Source organism: Paenibacillus sp. Y412MC10 (assembly GCF_000024685.1).
GTDB classification, from domain to species: Bacteria; Bacillota; Bacilli; order Paenibacillales; family Paenibacillaceae; genus Paenibacillus_AQ; species Paenibacillus_AQ lautus_A.
Genome location: NC_013406.1, coordinates 4,202,815 through 4,221,636, shown reverse-complemented (window position 1 = coordinate 4,221,636; position 18,822 = coordinate 4,202,815). Strand labels below are relative to the sequence as shown.

At 51.0% G+C, this 18,822-nt stretch carries 18 protein-coding genes; 12 read left to right on the top strand and 6 right to left on the bottom strand.

Translation table 11 applies throughout. From position 1 onward, the window contains the following. Positions 1-62: 62 nt before the first annotated feature. A complete protein-coding gene (locus GYMC10_RS18135) occupies positions 63-512 on the top strand; it encodes an RrF2 family transcriptional regulator (RefSeq protein ID WP_015735874.1) in 450 nt (149 codons plus the stop codon). A 122-nt stretch (positions 513-634) separates the two neighbouring features. Beyond that, positions 635-1,276, top strand: coding sequence for a nitroreductase family protein (locus GYMC10_RS18130; protein WP_015735873.1), 642 nt, complete (start codon positions 635-637; stop codon positions 1,274-1,276). A 108-nt stretch (positions 1,277-1,384) separates the two neighbouring features. Here GYMC10_RS18130 and GYMC10_RS18125 read toward each other — a convergent pair whose 3' ends face one another. Continuing rightward, a complete protein-coding gene (locus GYMC10_RS18125) occupies positions 1,385-2,023 on the bottom strand; it encodes a TetR/AcrR family transcriptional regulator (RefSeq protein ID WP_015735872.1) in 639 nt (212 codons plus the stop codon). A 170-nt stretch (positions 2,024-2,193) separates the two neighbouring features. On the opposite strand from GYMC10_RS18125, the gene GYMC10_RS18120 reads away from it, so the two are divergent. From GYMC10_RS18120 to GYMC10_RS18095, 6 genes are all read left to right on the top strand, one after another. Then, positions 2,194-4,431, top strand: a complete 2,238-nt coding sequence (locus tag GYMC10_RS18120; protein WP_015735871.1) for an MMPL family transporter — start codon at positions 2,194-2,196, stop codon at positions 4,429-4,431. Positions 4,432-4,568: 137 nt separating this feature from the next. Beyond that, a complete protein-coding gene (locus GYMC10_RS18115; protein WP_015735870.1) occupies positions 4,569-5,051 on the top strand; it encodes a tetratricopeptide repeat protein in 483 nt (160 codons plus the stop codon). A 213-nt stretch (positions 5,052-5,264) separates the two neighbouring features. After that, positions 5,265-5,513 carry a hypothetical protein gene (locus GYMC10_RS18110; protein WP_015735869.1) on the top strand — a complete coding sequence of 83 codons (249 nt, stop codon included), beginning with the start codon at positions 5,265-5,267 and terminating at the stop codon, positions 5,511-5,513. Positions 5,514-5,744: 231 nt separating this feature from the next. Further along, a complete protein-coding gene (locus GYMC10_RS18105) occupies positions 5,745-7,532 on the top strand; it encodes an ABC transporter ATP-binding protein (protein ID WP_015735868.1) in 1,788 nt (595 codons plus the stop codon). Next, the gene (locus tag GYMC10_RS18100) at positions 7,529-9,385 is read left to right on the top strand and encodes an ABC transporter ATP-binding protein (RefSeq protein ID WP_015735867.1); all 1,857 of its coding nucleotides are present in this window, start codon (positions 7,529-7,531) and stop codon (positions 9,383-9,385) included. The genes GYMC10_RS18105 and GYMC10_RS18100 overlap by 4 nt, the downstream gene beginning before the upstream one ends. 76 nt (positions 9,386-9,461) lie before the next feature. After that, on the top strand, positions 9,462-9,941 hold the full coding sequence (locus GYMC10_RS18095; RefSeq protein WP_015735866.1) for a GNAT family N-acetyltransferase: 480 nt from the start codon (positions 9,462-9,464) through the stop codon (positions 9,939-9,941). Positions 9,942-10,085: 144 nt separating this feature from the next. On the opposite strand, the gene GYMC10_RS18090 is transcribed toward GYMC10_RS18095, so the two are convergent. Continuing rightward, on the bottom strand, positions 10,086-10,931 hold the full coding sequence (locus GYMC10_RS18090; protein ID WP_015735865.1) for a hypothetical protein: 846 nt from the start codon (positions 10,929-10,931) through the stop codon (positions 10,086-10,088). 245 nt (positions 10,932-11,176) lie between these two features. Between GYMC10_RS18090 and GYMC10_RS18085 the strand changes: the two genes are divergently transcribed. Both GYMC10_RS18085 and GYMC10_RS18080 read left to right on the top strand, forming a co-directional pair. Next, the gene (locus GYMC10_RS18085; protein ID WP_015735864.1) at positions 11,177-12,004 is read left to right on the top strand and encodes a sensor histidine kinase; all 828 of its coding nucleotides are present in this window, start codon (positions 11,177-11,179) and stop codon (positions 12,002-12,004) included. Continuing rightward, positions 12,001-12,660, top strand: coding sequence for a response regulator (locus GYMC10_RS18080; protein WP_009593355.1), 660 nt, complete (start codon positions 12,001-12,003; stop codon positions 12,658-12,660). The genes GYMC10_RS18085 and GYMC10_RS18080 overlap by 4 nt, the downstream gene beginning before the upstream one ends. 75 nt (positions 12,661-12,735) lie before the next feature. On the opposite strand, the gene GYMC10_RS18075 is transcribed toward GYMC10_RS18080, so the two are convergent. The 3 genes from GYMC10_RS18075 to GYMC10_RS18065 all read right to left on the bottom strand — a co-directional run bounded on the left by GYMC10_RS18075 (position 12,736) and on the right by GYMC10_RS18065 (position 15,467). Further along, positions 12,736-13,083: a hypothetical protein gene (locus tag GYMC10_RS18075; protein WP_015735863.1), complete on the bottom strand. Its 348-nt coding sequence runs from the start codon at positions 13,081-13,083 to the stop codon at positions 12,736-12,738. Between the two features lie 258 nt (positions 13,084-13,341). After that, a complete protein-coding gene (locus GYMC10_RS18070; RefSeq protein ID WP_015735862.1) occupies positions 13,342-15,048 on the bottom strand; it encodes an ABC transporter ATP-binding protein in 1,707 nt (568 codons plus the stop codon). Between the two features lie 62 nt (positions 15,049-15,110). Continuing rightward, positions 15,111-15,467 (bottom strand): hypothetical protein, encoded by a 357-nt coding sequence (locus tag GYMC10_RS18065; RefSeq protein WP_015735861.1) that lies wholly within the window; start codon positions 15,465-15,467, stop codon positions 15,111-15,113. Positions 15,468-15,688: 221 nt separating this feature from the next. Here GYMC10_RS18065 and GYMC10_RS18060 point away from each other — a divergent pair, with 221 nt between their 5' ends. Next, the gene (locus GYMC10_RS18060) at positions 15,689-16,168 is read left to right on the top strand and encodes a nucleoside deaminase (protein WP_015735860.1); all 480 of its coding nucleotides are present in this window, start codon (positions 15,689-15,691) and stop codon (positions 16,166-16,168) included. A 44-nt stretch (positions 16,169-16,212) separates the two neighbouring features. On the opposite strand, the gene GYMC10_RS18055 is transcribed toward GYMC10_RS18060, so the two are convergent. Next, entirely contained in the window at positions 16,213-16,995 is a 783-nt protein-coding gene (locus GYMC10_RS18055; protein ID WP_015735859.1) for an arylamine N-acetyltransferase family protein, read from the bottom strand. Between the two features lie 125 nt (positions 16,996-17,120). On the opposite strand from GYMC10_RS18055, the gene GYMC10_RS18050 reads away from it, so the two are divergent. Then, on the top strand, positions 17,121-18,767 hold the full coding sequence (locus GYMC10_RS18050; RefSeq protein WP_015735858.1) for a DUF4901 domain-containing protein: 1,647 nt from the start codon (positions 17,121-17,123) through the stop codon (positions 18,765-18,767). Positions 18,768-18,822 lie beyond the last annotated feature (55 nt).

Here is an 18,822-nt window from a genome sequence, read left to right as displayed (position 1 = left end):
ACATCTGCTACTGCAGGTGAGTATCCATTCAAGGCTTTTTATTCTTAAAAGGGGGTAGGAACATGAGCGTAAACAAAGAAGCGGCCTCCAAAAAATCGACAATGGCCTGCCCATCCACCTATAAAACCTTCAGTATTGCCGTGCAAGCGCTTGTGACCCTTGAGCGTCACTCCGGGAAGTGTTCTAGCGGCGATATCGCATCGTATCTCCACTCGGAGTCGACGTTGATTCGGCGCGTGCTGAAAACACTTGCCCAAGCCGATCTGATTGAATCGCGTGAAGGAAGGGATGGAGGATACCGTCTGCGGAAGAACGCCCGCGATATTTCGCTGGCTGAAGTATACTCGATTCTTCAGGTTCACAGCTCGATTAGCGACAGCATGCTGGACGCCGCAGCAGGGCATTGTTTTGCCGAGGAAATCAAGGAGTCCTTTGCCGGCATCTTGTCCGAGATTGAGGAGAGTACCTTGAAAATACTGGAGTCGCGCACGATTGCGGACATCGCTCAATGAACCCTTCTAAATTGGGTTGACAAAGAATTTAGGTGTGCTTTATACTGTGCATTAAACAACACAGTTAAGCCGCGATATAAACTGTGCAGAATATTGCACAATATAAATTTGGAGGGATAACCATGTCTACAACAACGACAACAAAACCCGATTTTCAAACGGTGATTCAGGAACGCCACTCGGTTCGTCAATACGACCCATCGGTGAAGATTCCAAGAGAAGAGATGGAAGCGATCTTGAAGGATGCTACACTGGCGCCTTCTTCAAGCAACCTGCAGCCATGGCGTTTTCTTGTGATCGATGATGCGGACCTCTTGAAGAAGCTGCATCCGATTGCCAACAATCAGGAGCATGTTCTTCAAGCCTCAGCCGTCATTGCCGTACTGGGCGATCTGAAATGGTATGAGAAGGGCGAGAAGATTTATTCCATGTCTGAAGAAGCCGGTTATATGACCGAAGAGGTGAAGCAGCGCTTCATTCATACGGCCGAAAATATGTATGCGAACCTGGATCCGTCCATAAAGGAAAGCATCGTGGACGTGGATGCCGGACTGATCTCCATGCAACTGATGCTGAGCGCTCGCGCCAGAGGATACGATACCGTTCCGATGGGCGGATATAACAAGGTTCGGTTTGTGGAGGAGTTCCATATTCCTTCCCATTACCGCAGCGTGATGCTGATCGCCATCGGGAAAGCAGCCGCTCCAGGCCGGCCGACGGTAAGATTGCCGCTGGAAGACGTTGCGTTCTGGAATGAAATCTAAACAGGCACCAAAAAGAACGGAGGTCATCAACGGACCTCCGTTCTTTTTGGTTGTAATCGTTGAAACTCTTCTCGCCAAGAAATTTGCCCGGTCATACTGAGCTTGGAATTACACATCGATATTTTCATTGGCAGGCCTTACAGCTCCATGCAGGAATAAATCAACGATGTCCACTGCCATATCACGGGCGCTGGCATAACCGCTTCGGGTATCTTCACGATTGCCCAGCATCAGCATGGCCGAGAAAGCCTGTGCCATCAGCAAGGCGTTCCCTTCCCGAAGTTCGCCGGATTGCATGGCTTGATGAATCTGTTCGGCAAGGACTTCATGAATCCGCTGTTCCGCCTCACGGATAGCGGCCATTTGCTCCTTAGACAAGAAAGGCTCCGCTTCCCGCATCATGGTCTCCATTTCCGCATGAGGCTTGGCAATCTTCGCTTCGGCTACCCGGATCAATCCAGACTCTAGGGTATCGGCTTCCTGCAAAAAGCGATGTGTAGAAGCATAAGCTTTATCTAGAATCGTGGTTACCGCTATTTTAAACAGCTCGGGTTTACTTGTGAAATGATAATAGATGGAAGCCTTGGTCACTTGGCAAACCTTCGCGATCTGCTGCAACGATACGGACTCGTAGCCATTCTCCATGAACATCTTGGAGGCGGTCCAGAGGATCGTTTCCTGGATGGGAATCTGATCGGCAGCTGCTTTGGGACGTCCGGGATTTCGGGGGTTACGTATTTTTGTCATGATGACCTCCTGTGTATAGTGTAAGACATGAGGGGCGCATTTTCAAAATAAATATTGAAAATTAACCTACCGGTATATATAATTAATTTGCAAAGTTGAAATATCAAGGTTTACGAAGGAAGAATCATGATGAAGTATAAAGACTACGTAGGAATGGAGAGGATCTGCATATGCACGGATCAGGACCGAATTACGGAAAATGGGTGGCGGGAAAGCGAAGCAAATGGGTCACGCTCTGTGTATGGATACTCATCGCGCTGGCGTTGAATTTGCTATGGCCGGCTGTTGGAGATAAAGAGGATAACAATGCCGCCAATCTGAAGGAGGATGTTCCGTCCGTCGTAGCGGAAGCGATGGCCGACAAGGAATTTCCGAGCAATGGCGGCGTGCCGGCTCTCGTCGTATGGCATAAAGAAAACGGATTAAACGAAGAGGATCTGACCAAGCTGCAGGAATTGACGGCAAGCCTTGAGTCCGATCCGCTCCCGTATCAGACGTTCGTTGTTCCTTTCCATCAGCTGCCTCCGCAAGCCTTAAGCGCCCAGTTATCAGTAGATCGGAGTACGCTGGTTATGCCTGTATTTTTTGAAGAAGATCAGGAGACGGACCAGCTTAAGGAAGGAACGGCCGAGCTGGAGAAGCGGTCGGAACAATTGCTGGGCAGCAATCCGTTTCAGGCTGCCGTCCAGAGCGGAGATGGAATCAGCGCTCGCGTAACGGGACCGGTGGGAATATCTATTGATGCAACCGGATTGTTTGAGGATGCCGACGTATCGCTCATGATTGCAACCGTGCTTCTTGTTCTGATATTGCTGCTGTTGATTTACCGTTCGCCGATTCTGGCCCTCATTCCTTTGGTTGCGGTCGGCTTTGCGTATTTGGTAACAAGCCCGATTCTCGGGTTCATGGCGGATCAAGGCTGGATCACGGTGGATTCCCAGTCCATCGCCATTATGACCGTGCTGCTCTTTGGAGCCGGAACGGATTATTGCTTGTTCCTGATCTCGAGATTCCGCCAGCTGTTATGGCACGAGCCCGATAAACGCAAGGCCTTGTTTCAGGCGATTACCAGCTCATCAGGCGCTATTGCGATGAGCGGCTTCACGGTTGTATTGTCTCTGTTCGCGCTGCTGCTGGCTCAGTACGGGGCATATCAACGTTTTGCCGTGCCTTTCAGTTTGTCGATTCTCATCATGTTTATAGCCAGTCTGACATTGGTGCCCGCATTGTTGGCTATTTTCGGCAGAGGTTCGTTCTATCCTTTCATTCCGAGAACCCCGGAGATGCAAGCGGAACGCGCCCGGAAAAAAGGAAAGCCGGTTCCTGCCCCTCACAAGGAGAAGGAGAGCCGGATCGGCCGCTTGGTGACAACGAAGCCTTGGACCGTCGTTTTGGCAGCATTGGTATTACTGGGTGGACTCGCAACGTTCTCGTCCCAAATCAAGTTCACTTACGATCTCTTATCCTCTTTCCCTGAGGATGTACCTTCGCGTGAAGGATTCGCCGTCATCGGCGAGCAGTTCTCGGAAGGAGAGCTTGCGCCGGTTCGCGTGATGGTGGACAGCGGGGGGCAAGCTTTGGATCTCGAGGAGCGGCTGAAAATGCTGGATTACGTGGATCGCGTATCCGATCCGCAGAATGGGGCCGAGAATAACGATATCATCGGTTATGAAATCGAGCTGTCCATGAATCCTTACTCCATGGAAGCAATGCAGCACATTCCGGATCTTCGGGAGATCGCGGAGGCTTCACTGGAGAAGGCAGGTGTCGGCAATCCGGCCGAAGCCGTGTGGATCTCCGGTCAAACCGCTACCCAGTACGACACCGAGATCGCTGGCGAGCATGATGCCAAATTGATCATCCCCGTCGTTATCGGTTTGATTACGCTGCTCTTATTGGTGTATTTGAGATCCGTTGTAGCTACCGTTTATCTGATTGCAACCGTCATTTTGTCTTACTTCTCGGCCCTCGGGCTTGGCTGGATCATCATTCATTACGGCCTGGGAGCCGAAGCCATTCAGGGAGCGATTCCGTTGTATTCGTTCGTGTTCCTGGTTGCGTTAGGCGAGGATTACAACATCTTCATGATCTCGAGCATATGGCAAAAGCGGAAGCAAATGCCGCTGAAGCAAGCGATCAAAGAAGGCGTTGGAGAGACCAGCTCGGTGATCACCTCAGCCGGATTGATCCTGGCAGGAACCTTTGCCGTACTTGCCACGCTTCCGATTCAAGTGTTGGTACAGTTTGGGATCATCACGGCCATCGGGGTTATGCTGGATACGTTCATCGTGAGACCTTTCCTGGTACCCGCGATCACGACGCTGTTGGGCAAGTGGGCGTTCTGGCCGGGCAAAGCCCATATGGCGGCTGAGGAAAAGCCAGCTTTGAACCTTGAGAACAAAGCATAAACATTAGCAGCTTGTGACACCCGCCTCATCTTTAGGTTATTTAAAAGATGAGGCGGGTGTTGCATTTTGACCAGTGCGGATGGCGTCTGGTAAGATAAGGTAGAAAACGCGGATAAAACTCCAGAGGGATGTGCCCCATGACAACGATACAACAAGCCATTGAACTTCGCGCCGAAGGCAAACCGGAGGAAGCGAAAACAATTCTCCTTGAGCTGCTGCCCCAATCCCCGGATGATCCGGATATCCATTATCAGCTGGCCTGGGTGCATGATATGATGGGCCTTGAGAGCGAAGCGGTTCCTTATTACGAGAAGGCGATCTCTTTAGGGCTGAAGGATCCCGAACGGTGCGGCGCCTTGCTTGGACTTGGAAGCACATATCGTACATTGGGGATGTACGGCAAATCCAAGGATATATTCGAGCAGGGACTGCGGGAATACCCCGGGGCGCGGGAGTTCAGGGTGTTCTACGCGATGACCTTGTACAATTTGCGACAGTATGACAAGGCGATGGAACTGCTGCTTAGAGAAATAAGCGAAACCAGTAATGACGAGGGGACCAGGAGCTATCAGCGAGCCATTGCTTTTTATTCTGATAAGCTTGATCAGGTTTGGAAATAAACGTTATCGGCATCACTTTATTATTCTTGTTAGACGAACGATTCGTTCGAGTCTATGAAAAAACAATGTTATGCATCCAGCTTAAAGACGGACTATCTTGAAATTGATCCTATCGTCACTTGCTTAACTGGATTTTAGATTGCTTTCATCTCTCACTAAGGTTCGGAGTTTATACTAAGTATGTCACTACAAGTGATGGAAGGAGCAACGCAAATGAACAAGAAAAACAAAATGAGTATGTGGTCGATCGGATTGGGAAGTGCTTTTTTGATGATGATGTTAGCCAACCATGATAACGTTCATGATGGTCAAGCCCGAACCGGTATCGCTTCGAATGGAGTCAGATCCAACGTAGCCATTCAAACTGTCGACAAGAACGCAGCCGTAACAACCATGCCTGAGAAGCAGGAAATAACCCCTGAAATGATCAATCAATTCTTGAAAATAGTTGCAGAGACATAAGAAATCTTGATACCTATACGTAATCTGTTAGAAGACCAGCTCCCATGCCGAGGGGCTGGTCTTCTTGGCGTGATCCAGAAGCTAGGGCTCAGGTTTTTCTTGGTGCTGGTGCGTCCCATAACGATTCCTAGTAATTTATTTTAAAAACGGGAACCCACGTTCTTGTCATATCTTACCATGGAGCTTATTATTATCAATAGGGTTAACCGAAGCGGAGGGATTATAAACGAAATGCAAAGCGATCACACGTTAAACAGCAAGCGAAGGACCACGGGGATTGGGATGTATCGGGAGATGCTCGTCAGGTACGTATTCCCGCATAAGAAGCTTCTGGCAGCCCTGACGGTGCTGCTGTTATTTTCCATTGGACTCCAATTGATCAATCCGCAGATCATCCGGTATTTCATCGATACGGCTCAAGGAGAGGGAAGCCTGACCTCCCTTTATTATGCGGCAGGATTTTTTATTCTCTTTTCATTGCTTCAACAAGGCGTTTCCATAGCGGCTGCTTATTATAGCGAGAACCTGGGCTGGACGACCACCAACAAGCTTCGTGCCGAGTTGGCGGAGCACTGCCTGTCGCTGGATATGAGCTTTCACAAAACCCAAACCTCCGGATCTCTAATTGAACGGGTGGATGGCGATGTGAATGCGCTCGCCAATTTCTTCTCCAGTTTCATTATCCATCTGTTCGGCAATCTGATCCTCATGATCGGGATCCTTGCTTTGCTGTATCGGGAGAACTTCTGGATCGGCCTTGTCATGACGGTGTTTGTGGTCGGCAGCATTTACGTCATTCAACATATCCGGCGATTTGCGATACCGGTCTGGAAGCGGTGGCGCGAGCTGAATGCGGATTTCTACGGATTCATCGGCGAACACCTCGAAGGAACCGAAGATACGCGTGCCAACGGGGCGGCCGGATATGTCATGAATCGATTTTATGAGATGGCCAGGCGGATGCTGCCGGTTCGCGTTCGTGCGTTCATCGGATTTTTCTTGATGTGGAGCACCACGATATTGGTGTTTGCGCTTGGCAATGCAGCGGCTTTTATCGTGTGCGCCATACTGTGGAAGAACGGACAGGGCGGCTTGACGATCGGCTCCATCTATCTCGTGTTTTATTATACGGAGCTGCTGGCCAAGCCTATTGAAAAGATTCGTACCCAATTGGAGGATTTGCAAAAAGCGGATGCCAGCTTGATGCGGGTCCGCGATCTTCTTGCAACCGAGCCCCGGATCAAAGACGGCCCTGGCGCGCCGCTTCCGACAGGCCCATTGTCGGTGGAATTCCGGAACCTTAACTTCGCTTACGAAGAGGGCGGGCAGGCTACGCTTGAAAATCTGCAGCTGCGCCTTGAGCCGGGCCAGACTCTTGGGCTGCTCGGCCGTACAGGCAGCGGCAAAACGACGATCGCCCGCCTGCTGCTACGCTTCTATGATCCACAGGAGGGAAGCATCGAGCTGGCGGGAACCGATATTCGGGACTGCAAGCTCCATGAACTAAGGCGGAAGGTCGCCATGGTCACGCAGAATATTGAGATTCTTGAGGGAACCGTCCGTGATAATCTGACCTTGTTTGACGAAGGCATAGCCGATACCCGCATTATATCCGTGTTAGAAGAGCTTGGACTAGGGGATTGGTATGGCTCGCTTCCCGAAGGGCTGGATACCAATCTGGCTTCTGGAGGCGGAAGCCTGTCTGCGGGCGAGGCCCAGCTGCTGGCGTTTGCACGCGTATTTTTGACGGATCCGGGTCTTGTCATTCTTGATGAGGCTTCCTCCCGGCTTGATCCGTTAACGGAATACCGGATCGAAGCAGCCATTTCGCGTCTGCTGCAGGAGAAGACCTGCATTATAATTGCCCATCGTCTGGCTACGGTTCAGCGCGCCGACCGGATTCTCATACTGGAGAACGGAAGAATGCTCGAAAGCGGCCGCAGGGAAGAGCTGGCCTTAGATCCGCAATCGCGGTTCAGCCGCATGCTTGCCGTTGGAATGGAGGAGGTGCTGGCATGAAAACTAGGCATTTTTTCTGGCGGTTGATTATGTACCGCCCGGGGCTGTACCTCATCAACCTGTTCGCGTGGTCCCTTATCCATATGGCACCGCTGGTTCCCGGACTGTTAACCAAGGCCTTCTTCGACCATTTGGAAGGCACTTATTCTTTTCCTTACGGCGTTTGGGCGATTGCGGTGCTGTTTATCGGCGCTGCCTTGGCACGGATTGCGCTGATCTTCGGCGGCTTTATGACAGACGTGCATTTCCGCTTCCGCATCAGCACCTTGCTCCGCCGCAATATGCTGTCGCATGTCATGAAGGAGCCCGGCGCGCGAGCAATCCCTTGCTCGCCCGGAGAAGCCATCAGCAATTTCCGGGATGACGTGGATCAGGCTGAAGAAGCGACGAGCTGGTCAGTAGATACATTAGGGCTTGTCGGTTTCGTCATTGTCGCCAGCTGGATTCTCATATCCATCGATCTGCAGCTAACGATTCTCGTGTTCGTTCCTTTGATTCTGGTGGTGACCGCAGCCCAGATCGCAACCGCGCGCATCCAGAAATACAGGGCGGCAAGCCGGGAATCGACCGCCAAGGTAACCGGGGCGATTAGCGAAATGTTTGCCAACGTGCAGGCCATCCAGGTCGCAGGGGCGGAGAAACGCGTGGTGGGGCGGTTCGTAAGTCTGAGCGAGAAACGGCGCCAATCCATGGTGAAGGATAAACTTCTGACGGAAACCTTGTCCTCCGTATTCACGAACTCCGTTAACCTCGGTACCGGGCTGATCCTCGTGCTCGCAAGCCTGAAGATGCGAAACGGCGATTTTACCGTCGGGGATTTGTCCCTCTTTGTATATTATTTAACATTTGTTACCCAGCTTATATCGAACGTCGGCAATTTCATGACGTATTACAAGCAGATGGGCGTCAGCTTTCAGCGCATCAAATCCATGCTGCAAGGAGCACCGGCTTCTCTGCTTACCGCAGCCCATTACATTGGTATCGGCAAGGTTAAGAGCAAGCGAACCCATGAAGAGAAATCCGGTCATCATGCCGCAGGATATGGGCAAGCGCATGGGGCATCCAATCACGCTGCCGGCGCTCCGATCGAAGACGGGATGGAAACGGCATATATCGAGGCACCTCCGCTCTCGCTGCTGGAAGCGCAAGGGTTGTCGTACCAGTATCCCGAAACCGGACGGGGCATTTCGAATATCAATCTGAGACTCGCGCGCGGTACCTTTACGGTCGTAACCGGGATGATAGGCAGCGGAAAAACGACGCTGGTTCGCACATTGCTGGGCTTGCTGCCAGCCGAAAAGGGTGAAATCCGATGGAACGGCGAAAGGGTAACGGAGCCGGCTGATTTCTTCATACCGCCGCAAAGTGCTTATACTGCACAGATCCCAAGGCTGTACAGCGACAAACTGCGAAACAACATTCTGTTGGGTATATCCGAGCAGCCGGGCAGTCTGGAACGCGCGCTTCATGCGGCCGTAATGGAAGAAGATATCAAACATCTGCAAAATGGGCTGGAGACGATGGTGGGTCCGCGCGGAGTCAAGCTGTCCGGCGGTCAAGCACAGCGGACAGCCGCGGCAAGAATGTTGGTACGGGATGCGGAACTCTACGTATTCGACGATTTATCCAGCGCATTGGATGTTGAGACGGAGCGCAAGTTATGGGAGAGGCTGTTCAGCGAGCGCGGAGGTGCGACTTGTCTTGTGGTATCGCATCGGAAAGCCGCGCTTAACCATGCTGACCATATCATCGTGTTGAACGGCGGTGAGATTGAGGCCGAGGGCACGGCGGAGCAACTGCTGGCTTCCAGCGAAAGCTTCCGACAGCTATGGTACGGCGAAGAAACAGGATAATGGGGCGGGAACAAATGTTCAACCCGAAGAAGACTTGATTAAATCAACGCCACCTTAGACAGAGGAGTGAGGGCCTATGCCAATCGCAGAACAAATTCAGCTTGTTGTCCGCACGGCAGAACATCTGCCCGTCTTGAAAGAATTCGAGCTACCGGAGGACCAAGTCCAATTCACCTCTCATCCGAAAGAAGTTATAAACCTAGGGGAAGGTCAGTTCCCCATCGTCATTTTAGCTGATGGTCATCCTGTAGGTTTCTTTATCCTGCACGCTACGGAGCGCGTCAAGGAGTATACAAGTCATTCTCATGCGATGCTGCTGACCGCTTTATCCATTGATCATCGACAGCAGCGTAAAGGTTACGCCAAACGAGGAATGCTTGCGCTGCCAGCATTTATTGGGAGAGAATTTCCTTCCTGCAATGAGGTGGTGTTGGTCGTGAATCATAAGAATGTTCCGGCTCAGCAGCTGTATGCAAGTGTTGGTTTCAAAGATACAGGCAGAAGAAGAATGGGGCCGATCGGAGAGCAATGGGTGATGAATCTAACCATTATCTGATATAGCAGCACCTTTTTTTGCTGAAAAAGTGAAAAACATGCTGCAATCTTCGATCAACATTCGAACAGGTGCTTATGTTCATTCTACGATCGGATCATCATAATGAAGCAATGCCGCAAAGATCCTATGTCTTTGCGGCATTGCTTATTTAACCTGATTTATGCTTCGCCAGGTCGCTTCCAATTGCGAAGCGATATATTCGAGAATCGGTTTGCTGTAGAAATATCCGCTGTGCGACAACGGATTCCAGCTTGTCAGCCAGTTACCCACGTTAACGGATATGTCTTGGCGTACCGTGCGGTCATACTCTTCGTTAATGCTTTTGAGGGGGTAAGCAAGGATATCGTCCTTATCATAGAAATTGACCCATTCACCCAGTAGATGTTCATAATAGAGCTTCAGCTGAGCTGAAGGAACCACGATCGGCTTGTCAAAGTCACGATAACGCATGCTCCACAGCGGCAAAGTGGTTCCGAGCGTATAGAACAAGGTCAGAAGTTCTCCGCGCTCCAGCGGTGCTTCGGGATTAACGACCAGACGATGCCCGCGGGAGGAAAATTGCAGATCGTAGAAAAAATTGCTGGCGATCACGGACCCCAAGCTATGGGAGATCACGCATAACGGAGCATGGGGGCCGGCTGACAGGGCAAGGCGGTGCAGTGCCTCGCTGATCGTCCGATGAATGGCCTCGTAGTTCTGATCTTCGGATTCCACGGGCTGATAAGCCACGGCATCCGCCAGATTGTTGATTACGTACTGCCGGAGGTGCTGATAACGTAAACGGTAAGGTTTAATGCTGCTGCCGATTAATTCATCCTCACGTGCCGCAAAAACATCGGCCCAATGCACGGCCTCCATGGCCAACTGCTCATGCGGGATGCCCGAGGTCCGGGAAAAGGTGTCTCTCAAGTTTTTCATGAATTTATCCGCATAACTTTTCTTTTGTGTTCCCAATCCGTGTACAATGATCACTGCAATTTTTTGCGTCATCCAACTGCAGCCCCCTTCATCGGAAATGGAATGAATGGATATCTTTTACTCTTTATAAGCGATTAGCACTTGAATTGTAAATAGGTTATTACAGCACGAGAGAATCCGGCGATTATTCGTAGCTCTATTGAGTCATTCCGCTCATGAACGATTTTGGTTACAATGAAGGGATAACCAATGGTAACATGGTAGGAAGAAAGGCGGGTTCATTACATTACTTTTTATATTGAAATAGGAGGCAGGGTATGTCTTATAAACAAATGAAATGGTTGATACTCATCATTCCAACCTTGACGATTGGCATATGGGAATATGTTCGCCATGAGTTCCTGCTGCCTTATATATCGATGGATCTTGGCAATCTGCTGGCACCTGTCATCGTTTTTTTGGTTTCCATACTGTTTCTTACCCAGTTATTTTCGTTGATTGAACGGAATCAAGAGGAGTTGAACCGATCGAGGGCATTGCAAGCAGCCATGCATGAACGGGAGAAGATCGGCCGGGAGCTCCATGACGGAATCGCCCAATCCTTGTTCCTGCTGAACGCACAGATCGACCGAATCGAGAAGTCAGGCCGTACGGGAGACATTCCGTATCAGGAAATCAAGGAAAGCGTTCATCGTACCAACACCTACGTAAGAGAGGCTATTGCGAATCTCCGCTACCCGGCAGATCCGCAAGCCATTCCGTGGATGCACAGCATGAGCAGCCTGATCGAGGAAATCAAGCAGGAGACGGACCTGCATTTCGACATCAAGTGGGGAATTCCGGACGCCATGCTGTCAGCCAAAGAAAAGGTGGAGCTGCTGGCTTCGATCAGGGAATCCTTATTGAATATCCATAAGCACGCCGAGGCAAAACACGTCAAGATTACCGCGAATACAACGGATTCGGGCTGGCATTGCACTGTCACCGACGATGGAAAAGGCTTTGATCTGGACAAGCCGCTCGGCAGCAACCGATATGGAATCAAAATCATGAAGGATCGGGCCGAGGCCATGGGCTGGAAGTTCCAGATGGAAAGGCAGCACGACCAGACGATTATCAACATCCGGAAGGAGAGCACGGCATGAACAATCAACCTTTTCGCGTGTTAATCATCGATGACAGCGATCTGGCAAGAGAAGGAATTCGCACCATTTTGAGCAGCGATCCGACCTTTGAGGTCGTGGCCGAAGGGCAAAGCGGTGAGGATGCGCTGGAACTGACCGAAATATGGATGCCCGATATCATCCTGATGGATATTCAGATGCCCGGCATGGGCGGCTTGGAAGCGACCAAGCGGGTGAAGGACAAATTCCCTTACGTTAAGATCGTTATGGTCACGGTATCCGACGACATCGCCCATTTGTTCGATGCCCTGAAGCGTGGAGCCCAGGGGTATTTGTTAAAGAACTTGAATCCCGAATCATGGCACGAGTACCTGAAAGCCATTGCGGTGGACGAAGCACCGGTGAGCAGGGAACTCGCGTTCCGCATCCTGAAAGAATTTTCGCAATACGACAAGCCGGACCCGAGCAAAAGTCCCTTAACGGCGCGGGAAAAGGAAATTCTGGGACTCGTCGCCGAGGGATTGTCCAACCGCGATATTTCGAGCGACCTTTGCATTTCCGAAAATACGGTCAAGAACCATTTGAAGAACATTCTGCAAAAGCTGCATTTGGAAAATCGGGTACAGTTGACCCGCTATGCCTTCGAACAAGGCTGGATGGGGAAGAGACAGCGATAACCATGGTACCGATGTCCGAAGGATGTTGGCGAAGAATGAATTTAGGCAAAACAGGCATCCGTGCGCCAGAGGCGCTCATTTCTGCTTCACCAGAAATATCCCGAGCGCAATAATGCCGATTCCCGCCCAGTTTTTCCAGGTGGGAACCTCCTTCAGGAACAAGTAAGCCACGCCCAACGATATCAGGATCTCCAGACATTTGGAGAAGATCAACGTGTACCCCAGCTGATCGGTGGCTTTGTAACCAAAGCGGATCCCGTACCCGATGCACATATTGGCAATGACAAAGAGCGGAAGCATCCATAACTGAAACTGCAGGGTAGGCCAGAACAGATGCTGGATATGCTTGGTTTGGTACGAGAAGACCAAATTGATGATTGACAGTCCGCCGAAGAGCAAACCGACACTGTAGATATAAAACATATAGCCCTCCTGTAACGATGGTCTTTGTAGTACGCCATTAATGTTTCCCTGCGACAACTTTCTTATCCATGGACAATTTGCAAGGATCCTCTCAACACTTTTCTGATTGCTCAAAATCAGCAGGATGCTTCTTATAGGTGCGCGGCAAAAAAAAGGATGACTCCCTTTCGCTGGGAGTCATCCTTTACAGTATTAATGCGGGATGTTCATTTCTTGCAGGCGAATCTTCATCCACAACCAAACCATTCATCGGCTTCATTAGTGAACTTGGTGAAGCCTGCTGTACGCACCGCCGGAGTGAATCAATTCCTGATGCGTGCCTTGCTCGGCAATGCCTTCCGAATTGACGACGATAATTCGGTCCGCGCTCTGAATGGTGGTCAGTCGGTGAGCGATCACTAGCGTTGTTCTGCCGACGGACAGCTCAGCCAGGGACTTTTGGATTTGCGCTTCCGTCTCCGTGTCCAGTGCCGAGGTGGCTTCATCCAGAATCAAGATCGGCGGATTCTTCAGGAACATTCTCGCAATGGACAGACGCTGCTTCTGGCCGCCGGACAGCTTAACCCCGCGTTCCCCGATGACCGTCTCCATGCCGTCCGGCAGGCTTCGGATCAGTTCATCCAGCGAAGCGCGCCGTGCGGCTTCCCAGATTTGATGGTCGGTTGCATTCAAGTCGCCGTAGGCGATATTGTCCCGGATCGTGCCGGAGAACAGGAACACATCCTGCTGCACGATACCGATATGCTTGCGCAGGTTTTGCAATTTGATGTTCCGGATGTCGATCCCGTCCACCGTGATCGAGCCCTGATCCACGTCATAGAAACGGGGGAGTAGGCTGCAGATCGTGGTCTTTCCGGCACCGGACGGCCCGACGAATGCAACCGTTTCTCCGGCACGTATCGTCAGGTGAATGTTATTCAGTATCGTTCGGGAAGGCTCGTACCCGAAGGTTACGCCTTCGAAGCGGATATCTCCCCGTACCGATGAAAGGGATACGGCATCAGGCACATCGGCGATCTCCGGCTCGGTATCCATGATTTCCAGGTAGCGTTTAAAGCCGGCAATGCCTTTGGGATAACTCTCAATGACCGCGTTGATCTTCTCGATCGGACGGAAGAAAATGTTGGAGAGCAGCAGGAAAGCCATGAATTCGCCCATCTCGATTTTGCCTTGAATGAAGAACCAAGCGCCGCAGATCATCACGAATACCGTGATCAAACGCATCAGCATATAGCTGACGGACGTGCTTTTTGCCATCGTTTTATAAGCCAGCAGCTTGGTGGCGCGGAACTGCTTGTTCTCTTCCTGAAACAGCTTATTCTCATGCTCTTCGTTCGCAAACGATTGAACCACGCGGATGCCGCCGACATTGTCTTCGATGCGGGCATTGAAATTGCCCACGTTTCGGAACAATTGACGATAAGTCGTGGTCATTCTGCCGCCGAACTTAATGATCAGCCATGCCATCAGCGGCACGATGATAAAGGTCAGCAGCGCAAGCTCCAGGTTGATGTAGGCCATCAAGGAGAAGGAACCGAGCAGCGTCATGACGGCGATGAACACGTCTTCCGGGCCATGGTGGGCCACTTCGCCGACGTCGTTAAGATCGTTCGTAATACGGCCCATCAGGTGGCCGGTTTTGTTGTTATCAAAGAAGCGGAAGGACAACTTCTGAATGTGGGAGAACATTTTCTCCCGCATGTCCGTCTCGATGTTGATGCCGAGCATATGTCCCCAGTACGTCACGATATACTGAAGCGCGGTATTCAGCGCATAGATGGACAGGAGGACGATGCAGGCAATCAGGATAAGCGGCCAATCCTGGCTGGGCAGCAGCTCGTCGATGAATTTGCTGACGGCAAGCGGGAAAGCAAGCTCCAGCAGTCCCGCAATGACGGCGCACGTAAAATCCAGTACAAACAGTCCCTTATAGGGCCGATAGTATGAAAAAAACTTTCTAATCAAAAATCATCACGCTCCAAGTCCTACCTCTGTCATGGTTATTGGTTTATCAATGGCCTGGGCCATTATTGTTGGCCGTCCTGAGACTGCCTCGTATCATACAATTCAAAAGCCTGAATGTACTCCTGAATGATCTGGTCCACCGCTTTCAGCTCTCCGCTGACCACGTCCCGAATGGCTTGCAGGTCCGGATCATGGACCTGTTTCTTCAGGGTCTCCCGTTTCACAACCAGGTTGTCCAGAAAAGAGAGCGCACGTCCCCGGCGGAACGTTTGCGCCATCTTCCCGCCTTCCCTGCGGCCATGCCCTTCCTCGCGCCGTCTTCCGTGCCGTCCGCCGTGCCGGTGACTGTCCCGGTCGCTGTCCCGGTCGCGATGCTCCGACCGACTCTGGCCCGGCGTATTTGGTTCCTCTTGTCGCATGTAACCAACCTCCTTCAACATCAATTGTATACGTTTGTATACCATTACTCGTGATTGTATACGTTTGTATACAGTTCGTCAATCCATTTTAGCGAAAAGATTGGAAAATGAAGGAGATCGTAAGAAGATATGCTATGATGAGAGTTAGCCGCCCGGTTGATCAGGATGGTTTGATTACGCACACCGGGATCGGGATGAACATGGGAAGGGAGCTGTACATAATGAGCGATCATAATCATGAGTACTGGATGCATCAGGCGATTGCAGAAGCCCATCGAAACGTTCAACATGTGGAAGGAGGTCCGTTTGGGGCGATTGTGGTTAAGGATGGTCAAGTGATCGGCAGGGGCCGTAATTTGGTTACTGCGCTGAACGACCCTACCGCTCATGCCGAGGTGCAAGCCATACGGGAAGCCTGCCTGCATTTAGAGGATTTTCAATTGAAAGGTTGCACGATCTATACCAGCTGCGAACCCTGTCCGATGTGCCTGGGGGCTATCTACTGGTCAAGGCCCGATGCCGTTTATTATGCAAGCACGAAGCAGGATGCGGCCGAGATCGGGTTTGATGATCATTTCATATACGATGAAATCGCCATGCCGATGGATCAGCGTTCCATCCCCATGAAGCAGGTTCGGACAGCGGATTATTTGCTGCCATTCCAAGCGTGGAGCTCTGCGGAGCGAAAAATTGAATATTAATCGTAAAAACCGGGCTCCCTGCTAGGGGGAAGCCCGGTTTATTGTTATTTATCGATAGGGATACCGAAATAAGTAAGAAGCGCTTCGGCATATTCCTGTGGATTTCCCGGTTTAAAGGTGTGGACGCCGCCGGACTTGTAGATTCTGAACTCGTCGTCATCCACGGTGTTTCTGCCTTCAGCGGTACGTATGGATACCCGGGCCGTTTTATTAAACGGCGAATCGGGGGCATGCTCGCACCAGAAGGAGGTGGTGATGAAATCTTTCGGTAAGTTAGGTTCTTCCGTAAAAGAGAAGACCGGATCCCAGGCATCTTTTTTCCACTCCTCGAGCATCCAGCCATAAGCCTCGGTCTGAACCAGCCGGTAGGTTTCGTTCCCCTGGGTTTGTTCCAGGCCATCTACCAGCTCCAAGGGGTGGCGAGGTCCGGCGCCTCCCACTCCGACGTCGGCAATATATCGCTGGTCTTCGATATCCACCTGCAGGATATGGTGCCGCCGCTTAGCAGGCGTATCGTTCTCATCCCGCCAGAAGCGACCGAAGTAATGAGTGACCTTAAAGCCCAGTTCCTGCAGCAGCCAGCCAAACAACGCATTGAGCTCGAAGCAGTAGCCGCCGCGATGGCGGGTGACGATTTTATCGTAGAGATGGGGAATATCCAGGGACAGCGGAATTCGGTCAAGGATATCGAGATTTTCATAGGGGACGGTATGCACATGCTGCTCCTGCAGTCTGGCGAGCATATAAGCGCTGTTCACAATCGGGCCCGTATATCCTATACGATGAAGATACTGGTTAACATCCAGGCCATGTGTTGGGTTACTCATTCGATCACCGCATCTTTCGTAAATTGTCAGCTTGGTAGAAGTAAGCCGTATATAATTATATACTTTATATCATAAAATAGAGCTTTCTAATAGAGACGGAGAAGGAGAAGGAGGCGAAGCGGGATATGACCATGGATATCCAGGCGCTCCGGTCAGCTGCAGGAACGATCACCCTCATTCCTGAGCATTATGAACTAGTTATGGAGGATAACACCCCTAAGGGGTTCGATGAAAAAGAGAGAACGTTTATTTGGGAGGACCCTCATTCCGAGAACAGCCGAATTGAGGTTTCATTAAGCCTGGAGACCGATCAGCTGATGAGGCTTCAAATCGATCAAGAGCGTGATGACACGATACGGGGAAGCGCGATAGAGGCAGGACGCACCACGGAGCAGGCAGCGGACATAGCTAAAGCGTTCATGATCCGGCATCATCCGAATTATGCAGCGCTTACCTGGATTCGATCAGAGATTAAACGAAACTATGTTGAGATTGAGTTTAGGGCCGAGGTCGGCGGATTGCCGCTGCCGAGCTCCGGTTGTGAGATCCGGCTTGACGCCGATTTCAATATCGTGCTTTACAAGGCGGAAGAATTCCCGGGAATGGAGCTGCCGGTTTGGCCGGACAGGCTCGTTAGTGCGGAGGCTGCGAAGCAAAGGATCCTTCAGGATATGGAGATGCAGCCCATCCTAACCACATTGTATCCCTCTATATATGACATGGAGGGGGGAGAGGATCAGCATCGGCTGGTGTATGAACCGATTCAGGGGCGTCGTAAAATCGATGCCGTTACGGGTGAACCCTTACATAACCTGCAGCATGATTTGCTGCCGCCGACTGTATCAATCACGCCTGCGGATCCCGGTAATTTAGATAACGTCTATACCGTTGAGCCTGTTCTCCCATCAAGGACCGGAACCGAACATTCAAGCTCAGATGAAGATTCAGAATTAATTCCATTCTGGGAGGCCCAGCTGGGCATTGATACGGAGCGGTATGTTCTGGATCGGCCAAGGGGAGACGATCAAAACCTGATATTATTGTACTTTGATAAAAGCGATATGAACGAGGATGAAGCGGATCAATCGGCGACCGATCCGTTATCGGTGGACCGATATTTTGAACGGCGGTGGGGAAATACGCTTCGCAATCTTCAGGCAGCTTACATGATACATATCGATAAGGCCACAGGCAGCTTAGAGGCGTATCAGTATAAACCGGAAAGCTCCGACGGAGAGGCGGTGCTCACTCGCGAGCAATGCTGGGAACGAGCAGAGCTGTTCTTGCAGAGATTTTTTCCGTCATACGCCAAGTATTTGCGGTTGGAAGTGAAATGGGATTGGGAAGACGGGGTAACGGACAGTGAACAAGAGGGAGATGAGGGCGAAGCAGAGAAGCGAGATCGGGAATTCTTCCACTTGCCGCTGTATATGGATCAATACCGGGTACGGCTGGAGCGTGTAAATATTTGCGTAAGCACGATGACGGGAGAAGTGCTTCTGTACCGTAGTGTGTCTCATGAGAAAATCCGTGAGCTTGAGGCTTGCGGGTTTAAGGCCGCGGTTTCTGCGGCTTCGGCGCTCGCACGATATGCGGAACAGCTGGATGTGTCGCTCAGGTGGTATATGGATGGTGATGACGGCACGGCCCACTACCGGTTAATCTATGATCCCGTGCACAAGAGACGAGCAAAAGCAGGAGTAACCGTTTCAGAGTATCTTTTGGAATTTATAGATGCCGTGAGCGGAGAACTGATATGGTCCAAATTGTGAGCTATTGAGCGATGCTGAATCGTTGGCATGGGTAGTACCAGGAATGACCGTAGGT

What these genes read in the sequence shown, in the direction of transcription:
- GYMC10_RS18135 (WP_015735874.1), top strand. Translation starts at nt 63, where the DNA reads ATGAGCGTAAACAAAGAAGCGGCCTCCAAAAAATCGACAATGGCCTGC.
- GYMC10_RS18130 (WP_015735873.1), top strand. Translation starts at nt 635, where the DNA reads ATGTCTACAACAACGACAACAAAACCCGATTTTCAAACGGTGATTCAG.
- GYMC10_RS18125 (WP_015735872.1), bottom strand. Translation starts at nt 2,023, where the DNA reads ATGACAAAAATACGTAACCCCCGAAATCCCGGACGTCCCAAAGCAGCT.
- GYMC10_RS18120 (WP_015735871.1), top strand. Translation starts at nt 2,194, where the DNA reads ATGCACGGATCAGGACCGAATTACGGAAAATGGGTGGCGGGAAAGCGA.
- GYMC10_RS18115 (WP_015735870.1), top strand. Translation starts at nt 4,569, where the DNA reads ATGACAACGATACAACAAGCCATTGAACTTCGCGCCGAAGGCAAACCG.
- GYMC10_RS18110 (WP_015735869.1), top strand. Translation starts at nt 5,265, where the DNA reads ATGAACAAGAAAAACAAAATGAGTATGTGGTCGATCGGATTGGGAAGT.
- GYMC10_RS18105 (WP_015735868.1), top strand. Translation starts at nt 5,745, where the DNA reads ATGCAAAGCGATCACACGTTAAACAGCAAGCGAAGGACCACGGGGATT.
- GYMC10_RS18100 (WP_015735867.1), top strand. Translation starts at nt 7,529, where the DNA reads ATGAAAACTAGGCATTTTTTCTGGCGGTTGATTATGTACCGCCCGGGG.
- GYMC10_RS18095 (WP_015735866.1), top strand. Translation starts at nt 9,462, where the DNA reads ATGCCAATCGCAGAACAAATTCAGCTTGTTGTCCGCACGGCAGAACAT.
- GYMC10_RS18090 (WP_015735865.1), bottom strand. Translation starts at nt 10,931, where the DNA reads ATGACGCAAAAAATTGCAGTGATCATTGTACACGGATTGGGAACACAA.
- GYMC10_RS18085 (WP_015735864.1), top strand. Translation starts at nt 11,177, where the DNA reads ATGTCTTATAAACAAATGAAATGGTTGATACTCATCATTCCAACCTTG.
- GYMC10_RS18080 (WP_009593355.1), top strand. Translation starts at nt 12,001, where the DNA reads ATGAACAATCAACCTTTTCGCGTGTTAATCATCGATGACAGCGATCTG.
- GYMC10_RS18075 (WP_015735863.1), bottom strand. Translation starts at nt 13,083, where the DNA reads ATGTTTTATATCTACAGTGTCGGTTTGCTCTTCGGCGGACTGTCAATC.
- GYMC10_RS18065 (WP_015735861.1), bottom strand. Translation starts at nt 15,467, where the DNA reads ATGCGACAAGAGGAACCAAATACGCCGGGCCAGAGTCGGTCGGAGCAT.
- GYMC10_RS18060 (WP_015735860.1), top strand. Translation starts at nt 15,689, where the DNA reads ATGAGCGATCATAATCATGAGTACTGGATGCATCAGGCGATTGCAGAA.
- GYMC10_RS18055 (WP_015735859.1), bottom strand. Translation starts at nt 16,995, where the DNA reads ATGAGTAACCCAACACATGGCCTGGATGTTAACCAGTATCTTCATCGT.
- GYMC10_RS18050 (WP_015735858.1), top strand. Translation starts at nt 17,121, where the DNA reads ATGACCATGGATATCCAGGCGCTCCGGTCAGCTGCAGGAACGATCACC.